This window comes from Flavobacterium anhuiense, from assembly GCF_001705175.1.
GTDB lineage: Bacteria > Bacteroidota > Bacteroidia > Flavobacteriales > Flavobacteriaceae > Flavobacterium > Flavobacterium anhuiense.
Genome location: NZ_CP016907.1, coordinates 273574 through 299172, shown reverse-complemented (window position 1 = coordinate 299172; position 25599 = coordinate 273574). Strand labels below are relative to the sequence as shown.

Annotated in this window: 19 protein-coding genes; 15 read left to right on the top strand and 4 right to left on the bottom strand. The window is 34.4% G+C overall.

Going from position 1 to position 25599, the window contains the following annotated elements; translation table 11 throughout:
• Window positions 1-91: 91 nt before the first annotated feature.
• Entirely contained in the window at window positions 92-1603 is a 1512-nt protein-coding gene (locus BB050_RS01255) for a RagB/SusD family nutrient uptake outer membrane protein (protein WP_066035071.1), read from the bottom strand.
• 36 nt (window positions 1604-1639) lie between these two features.
• Window positions 1640-4726: a SusC/RagA family TonB-linked outer membrane protein gene (locus BB050_RS01250; RefSeq protein WP_066032303.1), complete on the bottom strand. Its 3087-nt coding sequence runs from the start codon at window positions 4724-4726 to the stop codon at window positions 1640-1642.
• A 681-nt stretch (window positions 4727-5407) separates the two neighbouring features.
• Between BB050_RS01250 and BB050_RS01245 the strand changes: the two genes are divergently transcribed.
• On the top strand, window positions 5408-6046 hold the full coding sequence (locus BB050_RS01245) for a sugar-binding protein (protein WP_066032302.1): 639 nt from the start codon (window positions 5408-5410) through the stop codon (window positions 6044-6046).
• Between the two features lie 198 nt (window positions 6047-6244).
• Here the strand turns inward: BB050_RS01245 and BB050_RS01240 are convergent, their stop codons facing one another.
• Complete coding sequence (locus BB050_RS01240) at window positions 6245-7285, bottom strand: LacI family DNA-binding transcriptional regulator (RefSeq protein ID WP_066032301.1); 1041 nt, start codon at window positions 7283-7285, stop codon at window positions 6245-6247.
• Window positions 7286-7516: 231 nt separating this feature from the next.
• Here BB050_RS01240 and BB050_RS01235 point away from each other — a divergent pair, with 231 nt between their 5' ends.
• From BB050_RS01235 to BB050_RS01190, 11 genes are all read left to right on the top strand, one after another.
• Window positions 7517-8608: a mevalonate kinase family protein gene (locus tag BB050_RS01235; RefSeq protein WP_066032300.1), complete on the top strand. Its 1092-nt coding sequence runs from the start codon at window positions 7517-7519 to the stop codon at window positions 8606-8608.
• A gap of 6 nt (window positions 8609-8614) precedes the next feature.
• A complete protein-coding gene (locus tag BB050_RS01230; protein ID WP_066032299.1) occupies window positions 8615-9496 on the top strand; it encodes a sugar phosphate nucleotidyltransferase in 882 nt (293 codons plus the stop codon).
• A gap of 165 nt (window positions 9497-9661) precedes the next feature.
• The gene (locus BB050_RS01225) at window positions 9662-11041 is read left to right on the top strand and encodes a sugar MFS transporter (RefSeq protein WP_066032298.1); all 1380 of its coding nucleotides are present in this window, start codon (window positions 9662-9664) and stop codon (window positions 11039-11041) included.
• Between the two features lie 24 nt (window positions 11042-11065).
• The gene (nagB, locus tag BB050_RS01220; RefSeq protein ID WP_066032297.1) at window positions 11066-12994 is read left to right on the top strand and encodes a glucosamine-6-phosphate deaminase; all 1929 of its coding nucleotides are present in this window, start codon (window positions 11066-11068) and stop codon (window positions 12992-12994) included.
• Between the two features lie 335 nt (window positions 12995-13329).
• Window positions 13330-13560, top strand: coding sequence for a DUF3820 family protein (locus tag BB050_RS01215; protein WP_008462478.1), 231 nt, complete (start codon window positions 13330-13332; stop codon window positions 13558-13560).
• 104 nt (window positions 13561-13664) lie between these two features.
• A complete protein-coding gene (locus BB050_RS01210) occupies window positions 13665-14075 on the top strand; it encodes a DUF4190 domain-containing protein (RefSeq protein WP_066032296.1) in 411 nt (136 codons plus the stop codon).
• Between the two features lie 13 nt (window positions 14076-14088).
• The gene (locus BB050_RS22275; protein WP_083219795.1) at window positions 14089-14478 is read left to right on the top strand and encodes a DUF2752 domain-containing protein; all 390 of its coding nucleotides are present in this window, start codon (window positions 14089-14091) and stop codon (window positions 14476-14478) included.
• Window positions 14479-14694: 216 nt separating this feature from the next.
• Window positions 14695-16308: a CTP synthase gene (locus BB050_RS01205; protein ID WP_066032295.1), complete on the top strand. Its 1614-nt coding sequence runs from the start codon at window positions 14695-14697 to the stop codon at window positions 16306-16308.
• Window positions 16309-16389: 81 nt separating this feature from the next.
• On the top strand, window positions 16390-18312 hold the full coding sequence (gene yidC / locus BB050_RS01200; protein WP_066032294.1) for a membrane protein insertase YidC: 1923 nt from the start codon (window positions 16390-16392) through the stop codon (window positions 18310-18312).
• A 94-nt stretch (window positions 18313-18406) separates the two neighbouring features.
• The gene (locus tag BB050_RS01195) at window positions 18407-19132 is read left to right on the top strand and encodes a toxin-antitoxin system YwqK family antitoxin (RefSeq protein WP_008462489.1); all 726 of its coding nucleotides are present in this window, start codon (window positions 18407-18409) and stop codon (window positions 19130-19132) included.
• Window positions 19133-19219: 87 nt separating this feature from the next.
• Window positions 19220-19777 carry a DUF4956 domain-containing protein gene (locus tag BB050_RS01190; RefSeq protein WP_008462490.1) on the top strand — a complete coding sequence of 186 codons (558 nt, stop codon included), beginning with the start codon at window positions 19220-19222 and terminating at the stop codon, window positions 19775-19777.
• Here BB050_RS01190 and BB050_RS01185 read toward each other — a convergent pair.
• On the bottom strand, window positions 19774-21651 hold the full coding sequence (locus BB050_RS01185) for a PEP/pyruvate-binding domain-containing protein (RefSeq protein ID WP_066032293.1): 1878 nt from the start codon (window positions 21649-21651) through the stop codon (window positions 19774-19776). The two genes, BB050_RS01190 and BB050_RS01185, sit on opposite strands and share 4 nt — an antisense overlap.
• 141 nt (window positions 21652-21792) lie before the next feature.
• Here BB050_RS01185 and mnmA point away from each other — a divergent pair, with 141 nt between their 5' ends.
• Genes mnmA through BB050_RS01170 form a run of 3 tightly spaced genes read left to right on the top strand, consistent with a single transcriptional unit; the run spans window position 21793 to window position 25582 of the window.
• On the top strand, window positions 21793-22980 hold the full coding sequence (gene mnmA / locus BB050_RS01180; protein WP_066032292.1) for a tRNA 2-thiouridine(34) synthase MnmA: 1188 nt from the start codon (window positions 21793-21795) through the stop codon (window positions 22978-22980).
• A gap of 44 nt (window positions 22981-23024) precedes the next feature.
• Window positions 23025-24632 carry a S8 family serine peptidase gene (locus BB050_RS01175; protein WP_066032291.1) on the top strand — a complete coding sequence of 536 codons (1608 nt, stop codon included), beginning with the start codon at window positions 23025-23027 and terminating at the stop codon, window positions 24630-24632.
• Between the two features lie 5 nt (window positions 24633-24637).
• Window positions 24638-25582 (top strand): NAD(P)H-dependent flavin oxidoreductase, encoded by a 945-nt coding sequence (locus BB050_RS01170; protein WP_066032290.1) that lies wholly within the window; start codon window positions 24638-24640, stop codon window positions 25580-25582.
• Window positions 25583-25599 lie beyond the last annotated feature (17 nt).

Sequence of the window (25599 nt, the reverse complement as noted above, 5' to 3'; positions counted from 1 at the left end):
AGCTTCTTTTGTGAAACAGAAAAGTACTTTTATCGCTATAAATAATCAAGAATAGACAGACATTTAACTGTCTATTCTTGATTGGATATTCTTATTGTCTGTCGGCGTTGCTTAAATTTGGATTAAGGTCTACCTGACTCTGTGGATACGTATAATATTTGTTTTGTGGCATTTTGATTAAAGCTGCTTCTCCAACTCTAAGGTGGTATGCATTTACTAAAACATCATATTTGTTCATTCTGATCAAATCTGCACGACGTTTTCCTTCGTAGAAAAGTTCCCATCCTCTTTCTTGTAAAATAGCATCTCTTAAACTAGCTTGAGTATGTTCTGATAAAACCAAAAGTTTTGCATGAGATCTTCCTTTTACTTGGTTGATAAGATCAATAGCCTCTTGAGTTGGTCCACTGATTTCGTTTAAGGCTTCGGCTCTGCTTAACAAAACATCAGCATAACGAAGTATATTAACACTATGTCCATCATAATAAGTGGTCGTTTCATCATCAGCATATTTTTTTGTAGAAACGTCTTGCATGTAGAATTCTCCAGCTGGAGGTTGAGCTCCTAAGTATGGAGCTTGTTTATGCAATAGACCGTCTGTCCCCATATACTCTGGAAAAAAACATTGTTTTCTCTCATCTTCATCGCCAAAAGTGTTGTAGAAATCCCAGTTTACAGTATAATATTGCCATCTGTTTTGAACCACAGGGTGATCAACAGGGCCAAAGTGGTTTAATAATTCAGTTCCATTTGTGTTGGCATCACTTAAAGAAGAGAAGATGTTTTCACTGCACCATTTGTTGCTTTCTTTAAACAAACCTAAGTAAGAAGGATATAGGCTGTATTCGTGCAAATCCATTACTTTTTGTGTATAGGTAACTACTTTTTGCCAATCGTGGCTTCTCAAATACAATTTTGCCAATAGTGTTAGTGCAGCTCCTTTTGTCGCACGTCCCACATCATTTGTACCGTAAATTTCATTGTTTTTATAATTTACTGGAAGAACATCAGCAGCTTCCGTCAATTCTTTAATCATGAAAGCGTCTATTTCTTCAACAGATGAAGGCGGAGTTTGATCTAAATACCCAGGGTTTCCTAAATTGGCTTCGGTAATTAGAATTACTGGTCCCCAAGAATCGGTCAAATCCATATAAGCGGAACATCTTAAGAATTTTGCTTCTGCAATAAATTGTGCTTTTTCAGCAGCTGTAATGCCACTCATTGGTGTAATGTTGAAAATAGCATTGTTTGCATTGGCAATCAATTTATACATGGCGTTCCAGTCTTCTCTTAAAAGTCCATTTGCAGAATTCCAAGTTCCTAAAGATAATTGCCCTGGATCTCCTCCAAATTGGCAGTGTCCTAAATCTGTAGCAATATCAGTCAAAGCAAAGTGTCTTGTAGCCCAATATGAATAATTATCGCCCACAGATGGTCCTTTTAGTCTTCCATAAATGGAATTGATAGCCGCAATAGCATCTGATTTTGTCTGATACCCATTAGTATTAGTCAAGCTGCTATATACCGTGGGATCAAGATCTTGATTGCAAGAAACTTGTGTTCCAGCGGCAAGTAAAAGTAATAAGATTGTATATTTTTTCATTTTAATCAATTTAATGTTACTGTAAAGCATTTTAGACTAGTGAATTGCTACTTTAATTCCAAGTATAAAAGTTCTTGAAGCTGGGAATGAGTTAAAATCGATACCACCACCTAAATTGTTCGTAGAGTGTCCGTTTACCTCAGGATCATTTCCAGAATAATTTGTAATCGTCAATAAATTTTGTCCGATGGCATATAATCTGATGCTATCAATAAATTTCACCGTTTTTAATGCGCTTTCTGGAATCGTATATCCCATAGAAACATTTTTCAGACGTAAGTACGAAGCTTCTTCAACAAATTTAGAATTCACATAACTTCCGTAAGTGCTTTTGTAATAACCGTCTCTAGGAATATCAGTGTTTTCGTTTTTACCAGCAACCCATCGGTTTAACGCATCTGTACTTGTAGAAGACTCGCCAACCATTTTAGTCATATTGTAAACTGAATAATCAAAAGCGCCTTGGAAAAAGATATTCATATCGAAATTTCTATACTTAAAATCGTTATTGAAACCTGCAACGTAATGAGGAATAGTATTTCCTAAATAAGTTCTGTCTTTTGCTGTAATAGTACCATCGCCATCAATGTCTACATATTTGGGATCTCCAGGAGCAGATAATGGCTGAGGCGCATAAGTTTCTCCAGTTTTGATAACTCCAGCATATTTATAGCCAAATAAAACTCCCATTTCTTTTCCAGGTTCCAATCTGGTAAATTCCTGACCAGAAACTACTCCACTTGGGTTAGAAGTGTTTGTGCTAATGATTTTAACGTTATCAGCTAGAGATACTACTTCTTGTTTATTGTACGCTACATTTAATGAAGTAGTCCAAGAAAAAGTATCAGTTCTGAAGTTTGTAGTGCTTATTCCTAATTCAATACCTTGGTTGTCAATAACCCCAGCGTTAACTCTTTGAGTACCAAATCCCCACCATCCTCCAACAGGAACATTTAAAAGAGCATCTGTAGTTCTTTTTTTGTAATAATCGAATGTAATTGAAAGTTTGTCATTAAATAAGCCTAAATCTAAACCGATATCAGTTTGAGCTGTTTCTTCCCATTTCAGATTTGGGTTCGCTAAGTTAGCTGGTTCTGTTCCTGCAACAAATTCATCTGGCGCAATAGTAACCCCCCAAGAAGACAGACGGCTCATGTACGAGTAATCTCCAATACCGTCACTACCTGTAATACCATAACTTGCTCTCAATTTAAGTTCAGAAATTGCTTTTACGTTTTGCATAAAAGATTCGTTAGATATTTTCCATGCAACAGCTCCAGAAGGGAAGATACCAAATCGGTTATTTGGTCCAAAACGAGAAGAGCCATCTTTTCTAATCGTAAAAGTTGCTAAGTATTTATCGTTGAAAGCATAATTTAATCTTCCAAAGTAAGAAGTCAATTTTGTTTCTGTTTTTTCTGTTTCAGGTTTTAAATACACTGAAGCTCCTTGCAGATTATAATACGTCAATAAGTCATTAGAGAAACCTGTACCAGCTGCTCTTACTCTTTCATAAGTATCTTTTTGATTTGAAGTACCAATCATGGCAGTAATTGCATGTACTTCTTTGATATCAAATTTATATGTCAAATATTGTTCTGTACTCCATCTGAAATAGGTTTTATTTTCTTCAGAACCAGAACCCTTTAACGCAGCTCCCGCTACTAAAGTACTTGGAGTATATTTTCCTTGAATATTTTCTTGCCATTCTGCACCGGCACCAAAATGGTATGTTAAACCTTTAATGATCTGATAATCTAAAAACATGTTTCCGTTTACCAATCTATTGATCGTGTGATCTGTAGGTTCAAGTAAAAGTGCTAACGCATTGTCTTTCCCTTGGAATTTATAATACGAACCGTCTGCATTATAAATTGGAATAGTTGGAGGGGCAGTCTGGATAGAGAACATTGGAGATAAAATATTATCGCCAAAATCGCTATTATTTCCTTCGGCAACAGCACCATATACATTTGTGCCCATATTTAGTCTTTCGTTGAATCTTTTTTCACCGCCCATTCTCACACTATATCTTTCAAAATCAGTGTTTACGATAGCTCCAGTTTGTTTTAAATAATTTCCAGAAAGAAAGAATTTAGAACTTTGATCACTTCCGCTAAAAGTAAGCGTTCTATTAAGCACTTCACCAGGACGAGTTGCAGCATCAAACCAGTTAGTATTGGCAACAGGAAAGCTGGAAGGGAAAAGCGGAGGTCTTCCGTTTTCAGCATTAAGAGCATTCTGATAATCGGCATATTGCTGTCCAGTCATTAAAGAAGGCTCTTTTATGATATTCTGAAAACCATCAGAAATCTCAGCCTCAACATTCATTTTTCCTGATTTTCCTTTTTTAGTGGTAATCAAAATTACCCCATTTCCTCCACGGGCACCATAAATAGCTGTAGAAGCGGCATCTTTAAGAATTTGAATGTTTTCAATGTCGTTCGGGCTTATAGAAGCTCCAGTACTGGTAATAAATCCGTCAACAACATACAACGGAGCATTAGAAGTATTAATAGAGTTTCCTCCTCTAATTATTACTGACGGATTTGTTCCCGGCGCATAGCTATTTTGTTGCACCTGCACTCCAGAAGCTCGTCCTTGAAGCGCCTGTCCAACGTTTGCAACCGTTCCGCCTAAGTTTAAATTGTCTTTACTAAGAGAACTCACAGAACCTGTAAGGTCTTTTTTCTTAGATTTTCCGTATCCGATCACCACCTCGTCTAGTTTTTGTCCTGCTTCTTTCATGACAATTTTTAGAGGCGCACTTCCGATAGTAACTTCCTGATCTTCCATACCAATGTAAGTAATTATCAATTTTGTGGCATTATCAGGAACTGTAATAACAAAGCTTCCGTCTACATCAGTCTGAACTCCCTTAGTAGTGCCTTTAACCACAACATTGGCACCTGGAAGTGGCAAACCTTTTTCGTCTGTTACTTTTCCTTTTACAGTTTTTTCAAAAAACAATGCCGTATTGGTTTTGTCTGAAATATTTATAGAAGAAGCTGCAGAAGCCTGAAATGTAAAAACTAAGAACGAGAGAACTGTTATTCCGATTTCTTTGCGGGATAAATTGTTAAGCCGAAAATCTCTTGGCTTTTTTTGGGTTAATAATTTCATACTTTGAATTGGTTTTGGTTAATGTTTAATTGTTTTTTCTTTGTTTGTAGGTTTTAGATTTCTTTTTTGATCTGGAAATTCATTTTGTCTTTTTAGTTGTGTTTTCGATTGAATTATTTTTTATGCAAACCAGAGACTTCTTTTTTACTCCTAAACACGGCTTGTTTAGTTTGTTTTTCTTCTTTTTTTGAGCTTAAAAATCACCTAAAATTTTGCATAATTAACTTAGTTTTAAGATTAATCTCTGACGAAACTAGAGATTATATTTTTATAAAACAAGAAAAAACACAAAAAATGTGCTCGAACACACAAAATTTATGTTCTCGAGCACATAAAATTGTGCGAAACGTTTTTTTAGACTTAAAAAGATGAGATATTTTTAAAATGTTTTAGAAATGCTCAAGCTCTTAAAACTGACTGTTTTTTGAATAATAAATGCTCTTTTTGTAAAAACTTATGAATTTCGCAATGACTAATGTAAAAACGTAAAAATTAAACAGTCTTTTCTTATGTTGAAAAAGATTAAAATTTTAGATTTAATTATGAATTTGATTTGTTTTTCAATTCAATTTTTGAACTATATTGGTCACGGAGAAAAAAGGCAAAATCGTAAAATGATTTAATGGTCATTTTGACCTTTTTTTAAAAATGAAAAATTAACAGATTTTAAGAAGAAGAATTTTGAAAGAATACCACGTACAAATAATAGATAATAATCAAAAGAACGAAACTCAGATTTTAGATCCTTTTTTTTGGGAAAAAGCAGATTGTTTAACTGATTTTGTTTCTCCGTGGAATAATGAACCGGTTTTAAAAATTGAATTTCGCGCGTTATGGGATCAAGAAAACTTCTATTTTAATTTTAGGGTTTTTGATACGGATGTTTATATCGATCAAAAAGATGACAGTGTAGACAGTATTTGTAATTCTGATCGCGTGGAGCTTTTTTTTAGAAGTAATGATGAGCTTAATCCGTATTACTGTCTTGAAATTGATCCTTCGACAAGATTGCTGGATTTCCATGCCTTGCCAAATAAAATCTTTGATTACGAATGGAAATGGCCTGAAAATCAAATTAAATTGGAATCTTCTGCAGATGAGGTTTCTTTTACGGTTACAGGGGTAATTAGTATCGCTTCTTTAGAAAAATTAGATTTAATACATGATAATGTTATCGAAACAGGGGTTTATAGAGCAAAATTCTCCAAAGATAAAATTGGCAACTACCAACCAACTTGGATTACGTGGGTAGATCCAAATACTCCCGAACCGAATTTTCACATAGCCTCTTCTTTTGGAAAGTTTGTTTTAGTGAGGTGATTTGCCACAAAGGCGCTAAGACGCAAAGTTTTTTTTTAAACTTTCAAACTATAAATTGAATTGCCTCCAGCTAAAGCTGGAGCAATTCATATTTCCTTTTTTACCTAAAAAAAACTTTGCGTCTTTGTGCCTTTGCGAGATTTAAATTGATAACAGTAAAAAAAACTTCATGTCTTAGCGTCTTAGCGGCAAAAACCTTTAGCTAATATAAAAAGAAGCATTTTCGACATTTATTATGTCAATTGGAAGCAAAATGGTTTCTGGAATGTCTTTTCTGAATAAAAAGTGTTCTACTAACGTGCTGACTCCTAAATACGCCTGTCTCTTTTGGTTTTGATGTATTAAAAAATGAATCAATCCTTGATTTAAAAAGCTGACATTTTTATCGATTAAGTCATAGCCAATCAAAACAATTTTTTCGTCTGTTATATTAGATAGAGTAGAAGCAATTTGATAAGCCTTTGAGGTGGTAATGAAAATGCCGCTTAGGCCTGGGTTTTCATTTATAAACGCTGGCAGCTTAGTTTCTATGTTGGAATATTTCAGTTTTAATGTGGTTAAAGAGAAATCAGAAAGATTTTTTTCGTCAAAATAGCTTCTAAAGCCTCGTTCTTTTTCCTGCATGTGGACGGCGTTTTTTAAGCTTTCGTCAACGTGGATAATGGCAATCTGTCCTTTAGGCAGAATCAAATTCATTAAACTTGCGGCAACACGTCCGCTTTTGTATAAATCTTGTCCAACAAAACTTTTTATGGAAGAAGATTCAACCTGGTTGTTGAAAGTATTTACCATAATTCCCAATTCGTCATATTGTTTTATGATTTCTAAGGTTTCTTTATGGAAAAGAGGAGTTAGTAAAACGGCATCTGACGATTGTGCTACAATGGCTTCGTTTGTTTTTAGAAACGATTTAGTGCTTTCTGGATTAAAGTAATGAATTTCTATATTGACATTGTAAGCCTTGAATTCTTTAACGGCATCTTGGATTCCATTAACGCACGGAAGCCAATAAGGGTCAAATACGGGATCTGGAAGCAAGACACAAATGCGGTAAACTTTGGTGCTTTTTAAATTTCGTGCAATTAAGTTGGGTTCGTAATCAATAACATTCAGAACTTCATTGATTTTTTCGAGTGCAGCAGGAGAGACTTTTCCTCTGTTGTGCAGCACGCGGTCTACAGTTCCTTTAGAAACTCCAGCCATTTGCGCTATATCCTTAATTGTGTACTTTTTATCCATATGAGCAAATATAAAAACTTTGATTTAATAAACGTAATTTTTCTGTAAGAATTAATAAATGTGCTCGAGGACACAAAAAATGTGTGTTCGAGCACATTTTTATACTTTTTCTTGTTTTATAAAAATATAATCTCTAGTTTCGTGAAATCAAAACCGAAAACCGAAAATAAATTTATAACTAATTTACGCTGTAATTTGTTGAATTGAAGCGTTTTAATACAAAGTGTTTAAGTGAAAAAAATCACGTCATTAGCTCCCGGCCGAACCTGTCTTTTTGGAGATCATCAAGACTACTTAGGATTGCCTGTTATAGCCTGTGCGATAGATCGAAATATTAAATTAATTGCAAAACAAAATCAGACCGAAACTTTTGTTCTGAATATGATTGATATTAATGAAATTCGGATTATCGATATACATGAGGCTTTCGAAAAATTAGAATCCAGAGATTATTTTGCTTCCTCATTGCGCGTCTTGCGTAGATATGGCTGTAAGCCAACCTCTGGTTATACGATTACAATTACTGGAGATATTCCAATTAATTCTGGAACTTCTAGCTCTTCCGCCTTGTTGATGGCTTGGATTCGTTTCCTGATAGAAGCTTTTGGAATAGATCATGAAGTTACGCCTGAATTTCTCTCAAAATTGGGCTACGAGTCTGAAGTTTTGGAACACGGAGAACCTGGAGGAATGATGGATCATTTTAGTATTGGAGTTGGAAATATCGTTTACATCAATACTAAAAAGCCTTTTTCTTTTGATGTTATAGGGACAGAATTAAAAGGATTGATTACGGGTGTTTCGGGTGTGCCAAAGGAGACTATCGGATTACTTGGCGAATTAAAAGGAAATGCTTTGATGGCAATTGATCTTGTAAAGCAAAATTATCCGCAGTTTGATTTAAATGCTTCGGAAATTGAAGATGTCGATAAATATAGAAATTGTCTTCCAGATCGTCTGATTCCATTTTTTGAAGCAGCCATCAAGAATTACCATTATACTAAAGAGGCTTTAAAAGAATTTGAAAAGCCAATCTTAGATCTTAAAAAAATTGGATCCTTAATGAATGGTCATCATGAAGTTTTACGCAATTTACTGAAAATAACTGTTCCAAGAATTGATGCTATGATTAACGCAGCGTTGAGGGCTGGAGCGTACGGAGCAAAAATCGTGGGTTCTGGAGGTGGCGGAAGCATTGTGGTAATTGCTGATCCTAAGAATGAGAATGCGGTTATAGAAGCGATTTTAGACGCAGGAGCACAGGAAGCTTATGCGGTAAACGTTGATCCCGGAGTACGAATTATTGATAATATTGAAAATTAAAATAAAATGCACGACAGTTTAGTGATTTTAGCCGGCGGAGCTTCTTCTCGTATGAAAAAAGAAGCGGTTACAAATAATTTATCTCCAGAAGAAATTGCACAGGCTAACGAGAGAAGCAAAGGTCTTATAGGTGTTGGCGCAAGCGGAAGACCTCTTTTGGATTACCTTTTATGGAATACTAAAAAAGCAGGCTATAAAAACATCTATATTATTATAGGAGAACAAGGAGAACTATTCAAGGAGTTTTACGGCAGTAAAATGAAAGATAATGATTTTCACGGACTCAATATTTCGTTTGCAGTTCAATATATTCCAGAAGGAAGAGTAAAGCCTTTTGGAACTGCAGATGCTCTGTTTCAAGCTGTAGAGCAATATCCAGAACTAAATTCGCAGTTTTATTCGGTTTGTAATAGTGATAATCTATATTCTGCTGAAGCTTTGCGTGCTTTGAGAGAAACCGAAAGTCCGAACGCTTTTATTAGTTATGATCGTGACGCAATGGATTTTCCATTAGAGCGTATTTCGCGTTTTGCGATTGCCAAATTAGATCAAAACAATCAGCTGTTGGATATTTTAGAAAAACCTACTGAAGAAGACTTAGAACAATATAAAGATTTAGAAGGTAAGATACGTGTAAGCATGAATGCTTTTAAATTTAAAGGTAAGACCTTATATGTACATCTTAAAAACTGTCCTGTCCATCCAGAGCGTGATGAAAAGGAGCTTCCAACGGTGCTTTTAAACTCTGTTAAGGAAAATCCGCAAACTACGGTCGGAATTCCGTTTTCTGAGCACGTTCCAGACCTAACTGCTAAAGAAGATATTGCCGAAGTAAAAACATATTTGGCAAAATATTATCCTGATTTAAATTGGAATAGCAAAAATTAACAAAACTTTCATATCTAAATTAGAGAATAAGGAAATTTTATGTACTACTTTTGTTTTGCAAAAAAAATGCAGATATTTGCATAAATTACGCAATCAATAATGTGAGAGTTGATTCTAATTTAGATTTTGAATTAAATAAATCTATAAACTAATCAACCAAAAATTATGACAAACATTCACAGTACATTACAAGTAGAGAAAAAAAGTACCATTGTTCCGATGGTGATTTTAACCTTGTTATTTTTTATTTTAGGATTCGTAACTTGGCTTAACGGACCATTAATTCCGTTTTTTGAATTAGCTTGCGAACTAACTTCTTCACAAGCGTATTTTGTGACTTTTGCATTTTATATTGCCTACTTCGTAATGGCAGTTCCTTCTTCGTATATCATTGAAAAAGTGGGATATAAAAACGGAATTTCCTTAGGATTATTGATTATTGCCGCGGGAGCTTTTATGTTTTATCCAGCGGCTTCCAGTCGTACATTTCTCTTGTTTTTATTAGCATTATTTGTAATGGGAACCGGTCTGGCAGTTCTGCAGACGGCTTCAAATCCTTATGTAGTGGTGATTGGGCCGAGAGAAAGTGCCGCAGCAAGAATCAGTGTTTTAGGAATTGCAAATAAATTGGCAGGATTTGTTGCGCCAATTGTGCTTACAGTTTTGGTTTTGTCTAATATGCAGGACTTTACCGCAGACAAAATTGCATTGATGGATGAAGCTGCAAAAACGAGCGCATTAAATTCTCTTGCATTACAATTACAAACACCGTATCTTTATATGGGGTTGATTATTAATGTTTTAGCTCTTATAGTGAAATTTTCTCCTCTTCCAGAAATTGATTTAGATGAAGAAGGAAATGTTTCGAATTTAAGTGTTTTCAAACAGATTAAAAATGCCTTTCAGCACCCGCAACTAGTTTTAGGAGTAATCACTTTAATGCTGTATTTATCTGCTGAGGTTTTAGCGGGAGATTCTATTGGAGCTTTCGGAAAACAATTGGGTGTTTATGGTGCAGAAGGAAATTTCTATCTAAAATTAACATCATTTACCATGTCGGCAATGGTTATTGGTTACGTTCTTGGAATAGTATTGATTCCTAAATATGTTTCTCAAGTCACAGCGTTGAAAGTGTCTGGAATGCTAGGTTTGGTACTAGTTTTAGCGATTGTTTTGATTTCGCCAAAAATAATGATTGCATTGCCAGGAACTCCAAATATACCTGTGGTAATATTTTTAGTAGCACTTTTAGGATTGGCAAATGCATTATGCTGGCCTGCAATCTGGCCAATGGCTTTGCAGGATTTGGGAGGTTATACAAAAATAGGAAGCGCTATTTTGATTATGGGAATTATTGGGGGAGCGGTTTTTCCATTATTCTACGGAATGATCACTGAAAGCATCAATTCTGCAAATCTTGCAAAAAATATGCAAGACGTTTCGAAAAGCGGAAATCAATTGGCATATTTAATGCTTCTGCCTTCTTATGCAATGATTTTGTTTTATGCTGTAAAAGGGCATAAATACAGGAAATGGAATAGTTGAACAAAAAATAAAAATTAATATATCATGTTAAAAAGTAAAATCGACAAAGCAACAGGTTTCGAAAAACGATTCGAAAACATTAATACAGTTGTTTTTGAAAACTCAACTGATGCTTCAAAAGAAGTAGCGCAGGAAATTGCAGCTTTAATCAGAGAAAAACAAAAGGAAGGAAAACCATGTATTCTTGGTTTGGCAACTGGTTCTTCTCCGAAAGGTTTGTACGCTGAATTAGTGCGTCTGCATAAAGAAGAAGGATTGAGTTTCAAAAACGTAATCAGTTTTAACTTGGATGAATATTATCCAATGGAACCAAATTCAATCAATAGTTATGTTCGTTTCATGAAGGAACTTTTGTTTGATCATGTCGATATTTTACCTGAAAACGCTCATGTTCCAGACGGACTTTTGACAAAAGAGCAAATTGCAGATTACTGCCACGAATATGAAGCAAAAATCGAAGCTTTAGGCGGAATCGATCTTCAGATTCTTGGAATTGGAGGAAACGGACACATCGGATTTAACGAGTCTGGTTCGCTTCAGAACTCTAAAACTCGTTTAGTGGCTTTGGATCACATTACAAGAGTGGCTGCAAGTAAAGATTTCTTTGGTTTAAATAATACGCCAAGAACAGCAATTACACTTGGAGTTAAAAAAATCATGGAAGCAAAAAGAGTAATCTTATTGGCTTGGGGTGAAGGAAAAGCAAATATTGTGAAAAAATCTGTTGAAGATGAAGTTACAAACCGAGTTCCTGCATCTTTCTTGCAAGAGCACAACAATGCGGTTTTTGTTTTAGATAAAGAAGCTTCTTCAAAACTTACTAGAATTAATAAGCCTTGGTTAGTTGAGAAAATCGTTTGGACAGATAAATTGACTCGTAAAGCTGTTTTAGGATTGGCATTAGATCTGAAAAAACCAATCTTAATGCTTACTGATGCTGATTATATCGAAAACGGTATGAGCGATTTATTGGCAGATTCAGGTCCGGCTTACGATACTAACATTAAGATATTTAATAAATTACAAAATACAATTACAGGTTGGCCAGGTGGAAAACCAAATTCAGATGATACCAATCGTCCTGAAAGAGCAGAACCTGCAAAAAAACGTGTATTGATTTTCAGCCCGCACCCTGATGATGACATTATTAGTATGGGAGGAACTTTCATGCGTTTGCAAGAGCAAGGGCATGAAGTGCACGTAGCGTACCAAACATCTGGAAACATTGCGGTTGCTGATGATGAAGCGCTTCGTTTTGCAAGATTCGTAATTGATTACAACGAGAAATTCGGAATCAAAAGCGAAGAAGCAGATGACATCTACAAAAAAGCTGAGGCATTCTTACAGAACAAAAAGAACAGCGAAATTGATATTCCAGAAGTTCGTTACATTAAAGGGTTAATCAGAAAAGGAGAGGCGAGAGCTACAAGTTATTTTGTGGGTCTTCCAGATTCTCAAATTCACTTCATGGAATTGCCTTTCTATGAAACAGGAACAATCGAGAAAAAACCAATCGGACCAGAAGATATTCAGTTGACAGTTGATTTAATTGAAAAAATTAAGCCACACCAAATTTATGCAGCGGGAGATTTAGCGGATCCGCACGGAACGCACAAAGTTTGTTTGGATGCAATTTTTGAAGCTGTTAAAGTTTTAAAACCAAAAGAATTCATGAATGACTGCTGGTTATGGTTATACCGTGGAGCTTGGCAAGAATGGGGAATTGACGAAGTTGAAATGGCAGTTCCAATGAGTCCAGACCAAGTTTTAGCAAAACGCCACGGAATCTTCAAACACCAATCTCAAAAAGATGGAGTTGTTTTCCAAGGAACAGATGCAAGAGAGTTCTGGCAGAGAGCAGAAGACAGAAACCGCGAAACAGCTGAGTTGTACCACCAATTAGGTTTGGCAACGTATGCTGCAATGGAAGCTTTCGTGAGATGGCATTACTAAGTTGCTAAGATCCTGAGGTGCTAAGATTCTAAGTTTTCTTGGTCTTTGGAAATTGGTAATAAATAATATTTTTGAAGCAGGAAGAGAGGATGAAAATTTGTTCTTTTTTCTTGCTTCTTTTTTTTTTGTTTAGATTCTAAGTTGCTAAGGTTCTGAGATCCTAAGGTTTTAAGGTTTTTTTGTGTAAACTGTAAACTGCGACCGCGACTAAAAACTATTTAATAATCTGTGAGAATCCTTTTAATCTGTGGCAAATAAATAATAGCTTTGCATAGAATTGAAGCAAGAGGAAAGCATAAGTCTTTCCTCTTGCTTCTTTCTTCTACAGCAAAACCATGGATCAAGACAAAAAACAGCTCATAAAATTAGCCCACACCAAAATGCCTTTCGGAAAATACGAGGGAAAATATCTAATAGATTTGCCTGAATACTATGTGGTTTGGTATCATAATAAAGGTTTTCCAAAAGGAGAACTTGGACAGCAATTACAATTAATTTATGAGTTGAAATTGAACGGATTGGAAGAATTGATTCGAAACATCAAAAAACAATACCCAAAACCTTAATTCAGAAAAAGAAGGTTAATTTAATTGTTGATAACTTAGATTGGATCGCACTAGTTTGTGTTAGTCGTTTTCTATTTTTGTCTGAACTAACAAAACAATTTTTTATGGAAAACAATTTACCTTCTTCAAATGCTGGCCAGTCGCTAGGTATTATCGCTTTAATTTTTGGTATTATCGGTGTATTAGCAGCATTTATCCCTTGCTTTGGTTTTATTGCAGTTTTATTCGGAATTCTTGCAATAGTATTCGGAGCAATTGCTTTAAATCAGGCAAAAAAAGAAAACGCATCGACTTCTTTACCAAAAGCAGGTCTTTATTTAGGAATTGCGGCAACAATTTTCGTTATTATTTGGGTTGCAATTTTTGTGGGCTCAGTTGGCTCTATGGCTTTAGAGCATAAAGATGAGATTGAGAGAGCTTTAGATTCTGTCAAAATAGAGAAAATACAAACAGATGATTCTTTAAATGTGAAAGTACAAGTAGATTCGACTACAATTGAAACTACTGTAAAATAACTTCTTGAATAAAATGTCTGTTTATCAAGAAATTGATTCTTATAAAAAGATAAATGTAATTTTGATTTTCATCATTATGTTTATCTTTTTTTATTGCTTTTTTCTCCCGTATTTAAATTTTGGCTTGCGTTCATCTTGTGAGGGTTTGCCATTGGCATACTGTAAAAGTCGCGGACTTACGAGAGCTTTTTCTCAAATCCTTCGATTTCATTTTCAGGAAGCAATCGCTTACAATCCATTTTCTATAAAAATTTTTTGTTTCTTTTTCCTTCAGCTTATTGCTAGATTTTTGATTAATATGATCATTTCTTTTTCCTTATTTAGAAAGATATTAATTTTTGATGTCTCCATAAGTGTAATTTCTTTCCTCTTCAGCTTTTATAATTTAGTACTGCCTTATTAGAAATTAATTAGATTGTATTTTTGAGTTTTAGTTATGAATTTTTAGCTAATAATGATAAAAAAGCATTCATATTGATAAGATAATGGATAGGGAAGTACATAAAATAAAATGTGCTTAAAAATTTAAAAATTATCTCATTCTGGAATTGATAAATTGTCTAATTAAATTTGTACTTTTGCCAAGTTTTTTACACAACTACTTACAAACAACAACAGAATGAATCAAACAAAATATATTTTTGTTACAGGAGGTGTGACCTCTTCATTAGGAAAAGGGATTATCGCGGCATCTTTGGCAAAATTGTTACAAGGAAGAGGATACCGCACAACTATTCAGAAATTTGATCCATACATTAACGTTGACCCGGGGACACTAAACCCATATGAGCATGGAGAATGTTATGTGACAGATGATGGAGCTGAAACTGACTTAGACTTAGGACACTACGAGCGTTTCTTAAACGTTCCTACTTCTCAGGCTAATAACGTTACTACAGGAAGAGTTTATCTTTCGGTTATCGAAAAAGAAAGAAGAGGAGAATTTTTAGGAAAAACGGTTCAAGTTGTTCCTCATATCACAAACGAAATCAAAGACAGAATGCAATTGCTAGGTAAATCTGGCGATTATGATATTGTAATTACTGAAATTGGTGGTACAGTTGGTGATATCGAATCTCTACCTTATATAGAATCTGTTCGTCAACTAGTTTGGGAATTAGGTGAAAATAACGGAATCGTGATTCACTTGACTTTAGTTCCTTATTTGGCTGCAGCTGGTGAGTTGAAAACAAAACCAACGCAACACTCTGTTAAAACTTTAATGGAAAGCGGTATTAAAGCCGATATTTTGGTTTGTAGAACTGAGCACGAATTATCTCAGGAATTACGCCAAAAATTAGCTTTATTCTGTAATGTGAAGAAAGAAGCAGTTATTCAGTCAATTGATGCTTCTACAATATATGAAGTTCCAAATTTAATGCTTGAAGAAGGATTAGATGTTGTGGCTTTAAAGAAATTAGATTTGCCTAAAAAAGCATCTCCAGATCTTAAAACTTGGAATACTTTCTTAAAAAGATTAAAAAGTCCAAAACAAACGGTTAACATTGGTTTGGTTGGTAAATATGTAGAAATGCAGGATTGTTACAAATCTATTTTAGAGGCGTTCATTCATGCAGGAGCTGCAAACGAAACAAAAGTAAATGTAATTTCAATTCACTCAGAGCATATTAATGCTGAAAATGTTGAAGAAAAATTAGGTTCTTTAGACGGAGTTTTAGTTGCTCCAGGTTTTGGTGAAAGAGGTATTGAAGGAAAAATCGAAGCAGTTCGTTTTGTGCGTGAAAACAATATTCCTTTCTTCGGAATTTGTTTAGGAATGCAGATGTCTGTTATCGAGTATTCTAGAAATATTTTAGGTTACGCTGAGGCTAACTCTACTGAGATGAACGACAAAACGTCTCATCCAGTTGTGAGTTTAATGGAAGAGCAGAAAAATGTAACCGATAAAGGAGGAACAATGCGTTTAGGTGCTTGGAAATGTGATATTAAACAAGACACTTTGGCGTACAAAATTTACGGACAAAAAACTATTTCGGAGCGTCACCGTCACCGTTATGAGTACAATAATAAATATGCTGATGAATTGCAAAAAGCTGGTTTAAAAGCTTCTGGAGTTAATCCTGATACTGGATTAGTAGAAATTGTGGAGCTTGAAAATCACCCATTTTTCATTGGTGTACAATACCACCCAGAATACAAGAGTACAGTTGCAAATCCGCACCCTATTTTTGTGAACTTTGTGGCAGCTGCTGTAAATGCACATAAAAAATAATAATTATATTCTGTGAAGATGTAACTTTTGAGTGAAACTCATTACTAATAACCTTCAACGAATAACTTTTTTAAATTAATAATGGAAGAAAAAAAATTAGACCTCAATTCGATCATTGGTTTTGTATTGATCTTTGGAATTTTGATTTGGATCATGTATCAAAATCAGCCTTCTGAAAAAGAAATTGCTGCTGAAAAAGCCAAGAAAGAATTAGTTGCTAAACAAGAAGCACAAGCAAAAGCAGATAAAGCTAAAACTGCGTCATTACCAGCTGCAGCTGTAACTCCTGGAGATACAGTTCAATTGGCTCAATTGCAAAAAACTTTAGGAGGATTTGCTTATTCTGCAACACTTCCTTCTGCAAAAGAAGCTTTTACTACAATCGAAAACGAAAAATTAAGATTAAAGATTGCTAATAAAGGCGGATACATTGTTGAAGCTACTTTAAAGGAATTCGAAAGATTAAAAAAAGGTTCAGGTCAATTAGTTGAGTTAATCAAAAACAACAACTCAAACTTAAATTTACAGCTTCTTACTACAGACAATAGAACATTAAATTCTAAAGATTTATATTTTGAGCCAACATTAGAGAAAATTGGTGCAGACCAAGTTCTTTCTATGCGTTTGAAAGCTGGAGCTAATGAATTTTTGGAATATAAATACATTTTAAAGCCAAACGATTACTTAGTTGGTTTTGATATTCATTCTCAAGGCTTAAATAGAGTTTTAAATTCTGCTAAACCAGTTGATTTGCAATGGGATTTAAAAACATACAGAAACGAAAAAAGCGTTGCTTATGAAAATCGTTATGCGCAAATTGATTATAAATACGAAGAATCAAAATACAATAACGTAAGTTCACACGGACAAGGTAAAGAAGAAACTCCTACTAAAGTTAGTTATGTTGCATTTAAACAGCATTTCTTTACTACAATTTTATCTACAGAAAAACCTTTTGAAACTTCAAAACTACAATCTGACGATTTAGTTAAGGATGATAAAATTGATACAGTTTTTACAAAACAGTTTAGAGCTAATTTGCCTTTAGCGTTTACAAATGGAGAGATCGATTACAAAATGAATTTGTATATGGGTCCTGCAGATTACAAAACATTAAAAGCTTACGATAAAAACTTCGAAAAGATCATTCCATTAGGATGGGGAATCTTCGGATGGATTAACAAATGGATTTTCATTCCATTATTCGGATTCTTAAGTTCAACAATCGGTTTATCATTAGGTATCGCGATTATTATCTTTACAATTATCATCAAATTGGCTATGTCGCCAATTACATATAAGTCATTCTTGTCTCAGGCTAAAATGAAAGTTTTAAGACCTGATATTGCAGAGTTGGGAGAGAAATTCAAAAAAGACCCAATGAAGAAACAACAGGAGACAATGAAACTGTACAACAAAGCAGGAGTAAACCCAATGGCAGGATGTATCCCGGCATTGATTCAGTTGCCTTTTATGTATGCATCTTTCCAATTTTTCCCTGCAGCATTTGAATTAAGACAAAAAAGTTTTCTTTGGGCAGATGATTTATCATCTTTTGACTCGATTGTAAAATTACCATTCAACATTCCGATGTATGGAGACCATATCAGTTTGTTCCCAATCTTGGCAGCAATTGCGATTTTCTTCTACATGAAAATGACTTCTGGAGATCAGCAAATGGCTGCTCCTCAGCAAGAAGGTATGCCAGATATGGCAAAAATGATGAAAATCATGATTTATGTTTCGCCATTAATGATGTTAATTTTCTTCAACAACTACGGTTCTGGATTATCTTTATACAACTTCATTTCGAATTTAATTACAATCGGAATTATGTTTGTGATCAAGAATTACATAGTAGACAGTGATAAAATTCACGCTCAGATTCAAGAAAACAAACAAAGAGAGCCTAAGAAACCAAGCAAGTTCCAACAGCGTCTTCAAGAAGTAATGGAACAGCAAGAAGCGGCAAAAGCAGCTCAAGCAAACAAAAAGAAGAAATAATTCTCAATAAAAAAATCTCGATTTATCGGGATTTTTTTATACCATTATACTTTATAATTAAGATTTTCGTTAAGCTTAAAAAATAGAATTTATTATGATCTCAAAAAAAATCATATTTGGATTATTATTCCTAACAGCATTAGTGTCAAATGCCCAGACAGATATTAATAAAGTCGATGCAGCTGGGAAAAAAGACGGACTTTGGAAAGGTACTTATGCAGAATCTAAACGCCCTCGGTACGAAGGCACTTTTGATCACGGAAAAGAAACTGGAATTTTTAAATTTTTTGATGATACAAAAAAAGGAGACGTTATAGCTACGAGAGATTTCAGCGCCAATGATGGAAGTTCATATACTATTTTTTATGATCAGAATAAAAATAAAGTAAGTGAAGGAAAAGAGATAGGAAAAGCGCGTGAAGGCGAGTGGAAATATTACCATAAAGCTTCTAAAGTGTTAATGACGGTTGAAAATTATAAAAACGGAAAACTAGACGGTCCAAGAACTATTTATTATCCAAATGCACAAATTGCAGAAGAGATGACGTATAAAAATGGTTTAAAAGAAGGTCCTTATAAAAAAATAGGGCAAGACGGAACGCTTCTAGAAGAATCGTACTTTAAAAATAACGAATACAACGGAGAAACTGTTTTCTATGATTCAGACAAATCTATTGCTTCTAAAGGGAAATTCGTAAATGGTAAAAAAGCAGGGATTTGGCAGTTTTACCAAAAAGGAAAATTGGTAAAAGAAGTGAATATGAGCGATCCTAAAAACACGAATAAAGCTTCTGAAAAAGGAGGAACGCCAAAAAAATAAGAATTTAAAATCTCAGAATTCATTGCTTAAAATAATAAAAGGTTAATTGTAAAATGTTTACATTTGATTAACCAATTTTGCTAACCAATGGATTTAAATGAACTTTTAGGACGATTTTTACTGCTGTTTTGCTCAATTTTAGTTCTGTATTTTTTCTCGAATAGAAAAGATAATGCAACCATAAATCCGTTGATGGTTATTGTTGGGCTTTGCACTTTTTCGCTTTGCTATCTTTTTACAAAAATTGAAATTGGTGTCGGAATTGGCTTTGGTCTTTTCGCCATTTTTTCGATACTCCGATTTAGGACACAGTCTTTTACAGTAAATGCGATCATTTTTCTTTTTGCAACCATTACACTGTCCATTTTGGATATTATGTATCCGTTTGAAAAGATTGAATTACTGCTGTTCTTTCAAATCATTATAATTGGATTTTATGTTATTGCCTCAATCATCGTTAATAAACAAGCTTCAAAATATTTCAATTCTGTAGATGTAAAAATTCCGCTTGACGAAAACTTTTCCTTAAAACCAGAAATAATTAGAAAATCAATTCAAGAAAAAATTAAGATTGAAGATTTTGATTTTAGAATTGTCTTAATAAACACTGCGGCCAACGAAATAGATGTATTGGTTTTCTATTAATCATTAAAGGGACGAACTTGTTTGATATACAAATCTCTTTTTTCGCCCACAATTTTAAATTCGATATCTACAGGATGAAACAAGTTTTTACGCCAATATCGATACATTTTACTTTCAATTTTCTTGCTTACATCATACAGATTGCTCATTTCTTTTCTGGTCAATAACGGCTCGTTATTGTTTAAATTTGAATTGGAAGTATAATCGATATCAAAATCGGTTTCATCTTTTCCGTCATTAAAATGATAGGCAACAAATTGCTCGCAGATTTCTCCTTTTTCGGGTTTTACAACAGAGTTTTCTCCTTTTTGAACATTAACCGTAATTCCTGGAAAGTTTTCTCTAAATATATTTTTGGTAATAATTACGCCGTTTGCTAATTCGTCAGGAAACGAACGATGAACTAAAACTCCCATAACAATATTTTGCTGATCAATTCCAAAAAGTTCTCTTTCGTTATACGAAGCCTCATTCCATACGCTTGACCAGACTTGTTTAATGGCTTTTTCAAAAGTTTTGATAGAGTCTCCTAAAATTCCTGTTTTAGAATCATATAATCCAGCGCCATTGAAATCATCCAAATCTTCTGCATTTGTAGAGGAACGAAATCTGAAATTTTTGAATTTCGCATCTTTAAAAGCAATATTCAATTTTGAAATTAATTCAGGATCAATAGGTTCTTTTTTGATGGCGTCTCTAATCTTCTTAAGCTGTTTATTGATCCAAATTGTAGAATCTTTTTTGGGAAAAGCTAAAAGTTCAGCAATTAATGGAGAAATAGAAGATTTCTGAATATGTTTCGTATAAAAATAAAATGGAATAGCATGCGCATTTTCTGGAACTTTAAATGGGATTTCTTTTGAAATTGCAATTAAATACGCCATGTTTTGTGCTTTCGAGCCAATATAATTCACTCCCTTTTTAGGAATTTCAGATAAGTTGACTAAATCAGTTACAGAATTGTCGATTGTGAGTTTTTTCTTTTTTCCAGCAGATTTCAGTGGAATTTTTTTAGTGGTTTCTTTGATGAAAAAAGTATCAACTTCGATTTTTAGTTCTACTTTTTTAGAAAGGAGTTTTTTGATATTGTTGTCTTTTTCAATATCGGTGTAAGCCATAATTGGAATCTTTCTATTTTTTCCTAAAAGAACCAAATGACTTAAAGGTGTCTGAAGTTCGTTTACAATTATGCCTCGAACATTTGGAAGAATATCAGGCGTTCCATCCAAAATAATGATTTCATCAGAATTAGGTTTTACAGTTTCTAATTCTTTGATTTTGTATTTTTTTAGAATGCCAACATTACTTCCTCGAACAACTTCTTGATATTTAATTTCTCCAAAAATATAATCTGATTTCACGCACGGAATTTTGAATTTTTGCTGTTGAAACCATTCCATCATTTCTGGATTGTTCAAATAGAATTTCAGTTTTTCGCCAATAAAAGTGGAACTTTTAACCATATTGAAAAAACGTTCAATCAATGGTAGAGGCATATGATCGGAAGCAGCGAGTTCAAAAATCCACTTGTCGGTTCCTTTAATGTGATTTAAATTTCCGAGAAGAAAGTCTCTATTTTTCTCCGTATTGCTATAATTTTCATTATTAAAAACTTCAAGATCTTGATTGTAGCCCAAATAATTGACAACGAAATCATAGTGGAGCAAAATAACACTGCTGTTGAAATAATACATTTTCTGTTTTCGAAGATCATAAATTACTTTTACAGATTCGATATTCGAAAATTTATCAGATAAAGGTTTTCCTCTAAACGCCTTGTAGGCTTCGTAATTTGGCAAAGACGCGCTAAATCGCTGCGCACTTAAGGCGGTTAAGACGAAAAGGAAAAACAAACTGTAAATGTATTTTTTCATAGATAAAAAATGAATGATTAAATGTACTTAAAAAAGTGATAAGTTTTATCTACTGCGGGATTGCTTAAACTAATGCAAACCTTTGTGAAATTTTCTATTATTTGGCGTACCTTTGCAACCTTAAAAAATTAAACATTCAAAATGAAACGAGTAGTTGTTGGACTTTCAGGTGGAGTAGATTCTAGTGTTGCAGCATATTTATTGCAGCAGCAGGGATACGAAGTTATAGGCCTTTTTATGAAGAACTGGCACGATGATTCGGTTACTATTTCTAACGAATGTCCTTGGCTGGAAGACAGTAACGACGCTTTGCTTGTTGCTGAAAAGCTTGGAATTCCGTTTCAAACAGTTGATTTGAGTGAAGAATACAAAGAGAAAATCGTTGATTATATGTTCAACGAATACGAAAAAGGAAGAACTCCAAATCCTGATGTTCTTTGTAATCGCGAAATCAAATTTGATGTGTTTATGAAAATTGCTCTAAGTCTTGGTGCAGATTATGTGGCTACGGGACATTATTGCCAAAAAAGCGAAATCGAAGTGGAGGGAAAAACGGTGTATCAATTAATTGCCGGAAATGATGTAAACAAAGATCAATCTTATTTCTTGTGCCAATTGTCGCAAGAGCAATTATCAAAAGCTCTATTTCCTATTGGAGCTTTAACAAAACCAGAAGTGCGAGAAATTGCGGCTGAAATGGAGTTGGTAACAGCTGAAAAGAAAGATTCTCAAGGTTTATGTTTTATTGGAAAAGTTCGTCTTCCAGAATTTTTACAGCAAAAACTACAGCCTAAAGAAGGTAAAATTGTTCAGGTTGATAAAAATGATCCGATTTACAATATTGAGAAATCAGCTGACCTTTCTTTGGAGGAAAGATTAAAGTTAGAATCTCAAAAGCTAGACTATGTTCCAACAATGGGAAAAGTGGTTGGAAAACACCAAGGAGCTCATTACTTTACAGTTGGACAAAGAAAAGGTCTAAATGTAGGAGGAACAACAGAGCCTTTATTTGTAATTGCAACCGATGTAGAAACCAACACCATTTATACAGGTATGTCTAGCGAGCATCCAGGTTTATTCAAAAAAGCACTTTTTGTTGGAAAATCTGAAGTGCATTGGATTAGAGAAGATATGACGCTAAAAGCAGGAGAAAAAATGGAAGTGATGGCAAGAATCCGTTACCGTCAGCCTTTGCAAAAAGCGGTTTTGTACCAATTTGAAGACGGAATGTATGTGGAGTTTGAAGAGCCGCAGTCTGCTATTACAGAAGGACAATTTGTTGCTTGGTATTTAGAAAATGAATTAGTTGGTTCGGGAGTAATTTCTTAGCTTTATACTTTATTTGGGAGCAAATCCCTTAAAGGTATGAATTGATGAGATATAACTTTACTTTTCTTTTATTACTTCTTTCGTTTACAGTATTTTCACAAGAAGATGCGTGGGTTTATTTTAATGGTAAGCCTAATGCACAGACTTTTTACGACAATCCGCTAACCGAACTTTCGCAAAGAGCTTTGGATCGAAGAACGAAACAAAATATCGCTTTGGCTATTACTGATGCTCCTCTGGAAACTTCGTATGTAAATCAAATTACTTCAAGTACAGGAATTACCGTAAAAGCACAGTCAAAATGGCTGAATGCACTTCATGTTCAAGGAACTCAGGCTAACATTAATGCTTTAAAAGCCTTAGCTTTTGTTTCTAGAATTGAGTTTGCCAATAAAACTTTAAATACGACAGGAAAAAGAGTTTCGGAAACTTCTATTAATCAGTCTCATGATAAGTTAAAAACGGAAATTGACTATTCTTACGGAAATTCTGCTAATCAAATTCAAATGCTGAACGGACAAGTTTTGCATCAGCAGAATTATACAGGAGAAGGAAAAATTATAGCAGTTTTGGATGCAGGATTTCCCGGTGTAAACACGGCTCAGCCTTTTGAAAATCTCAGAAATAATAATAAAATTTTAGGCGGTTACGATTATACTACAAGAAATGCCAATTTTTACGCAGGAGATGATCATGGTACTTTAGTATTGTCTACAATGGGCGGTTATAAGGTAAATTCATTGGTTGGAACAGCCCCAAATGCATCGTATTATCTTTTTATCACAGAGATTGATGCCCAGGAGATTCCACTAGAAGAATCGCTTTGGGTTGAGGCTGCAGAGAAAGCAGATGCTTTGGGCGTTGATATAATTACAACTTCATTGGGGTATTTTGGTGATCGTGATAATCCAAATTACAACCATACCTATAGCGATATGAACGGAATTACGACTTTTATTTCTCGTGGAGCAGAAATTGCTTTTAGTAAAGGAATATTAGTTTTAGCTTCAGCAGGAAATGAGGGAACTCAAGTTGAAAAGCATATTGGCTCTCCTGCAGATGCAGTTTCAGTGTTAGCAATTGGTTCTGTTAATGCTTCTAAAGTAAGAGCTAGTTCCAGTTCGATTGGACCAAGTTATGATGGCAGAATAAAACCTGATGTTATGGCGCAAGGAGCAGCAGCGGTAGTTTCTGATGCAAATGGAAATATCGTTACGGCAAACGGAACGTCATTTTCTTGCCCAATTATGGCAGGAATGGCGGCTTCTTTGTGGCAGGCATTTCCAACTAAAACTAATAAAGAAATTAGACAAATGATTTTGCAATCTGCTGATAGATATGCAAATCCTGATAACAATTACGGTTACGGAATTCCAAATTTTGGAGCAGCATTAAGTGTTGATGATTTTGTAGCGGAAGCTTCGTTTGCGGTATATCCAAATCCCGCTAAAAATGAAGTTTCGTTTTCTTTTCTAAATGAAAATAATACTGCATCAGTAACCATTTATTCGATATTGGGGCAAAAATTAATAGAAGAAAAAATCAATAATTCAAATCCAGTTCTTTCCTTGCAATCGCTTCAAAGCGGATTGTATATTTATAGTTTTGATGCCGATAAGCTGCATAAAACAGGAAAAATAATTAAGCAATAATTTTAATGAATAAAATCACTCAGCTTTTCAATATAAAATACCCAATCATTCAAGGCGGAATGATTTGGAACAGCGGTTACAAATTGGCTTCTGCTGTAAGCAATGCAGGAGGTTTAGGACTTATTGGTGCAGGTTCTATGTACCCAGAAGTTTTAAGAGAACACATTCAGAAATGTAAAAAAGCTACCGATAAACCTTTTGGAGTCAATATTCCGATGTTATATCCAAACATTGAAGAGATTATGAATATTGTGGTCGAAGAAGGCGTTAAAATTGTTTTTACTTCAGCTGGAAATCCGAAAACGTGGACTTCTTTTTTGAAAGAAAGAGGTGTTACCGTTGTTCACGTGGTTAGCAGCAGCGTTTTTGCTTTGAAAGCTCAAGATGCCTGCGTAGATGCCGTAGTTGCTGAAGGTTTTGAGGCAGGCGGTCATAATGGACGTGAAGAAACGACTACTTTGACATTGATTCCGATGGTAAAAGAAAAAATCAAGATTCCGCTGATTGCTGCTGGAGGAATTGCAACAGGAAGAGGAATGCTTGCGGCCATGATTTTGGGAGCAGATGGTGTTCAGGTAGGGAGTCGTTTTGCGGCATCCATAGAATCGTCTTCGCACAATAATTTCAAGGAAACAATAGTTAATACTTTGGAAGGGGGCACTCAATTGACTCTGAAAGAATTAGCGCCTGTTCGATTGATAAAGAATAAATTTTATCAGGACGTTCAGGATTTGTACCAAAAATGTCCATCTAAAGAAGAATTGGTCCAGCTTTTAGGAAGAGCAAGAGCCAAAAAAGGAATGTTTGAAGGAGATTTGGAAGAAGGAGAATTAGAAATTGGGCAAGTAGCAGGTCTGATTCATGAAATTTTACCCGTTGAAGAAATTATTCAACAAATGATAGCCGAATTTGAAACCGCATCCAAAGAAAAGACTACATTTGAGTTTTAATTGACTGCAAGAAATAT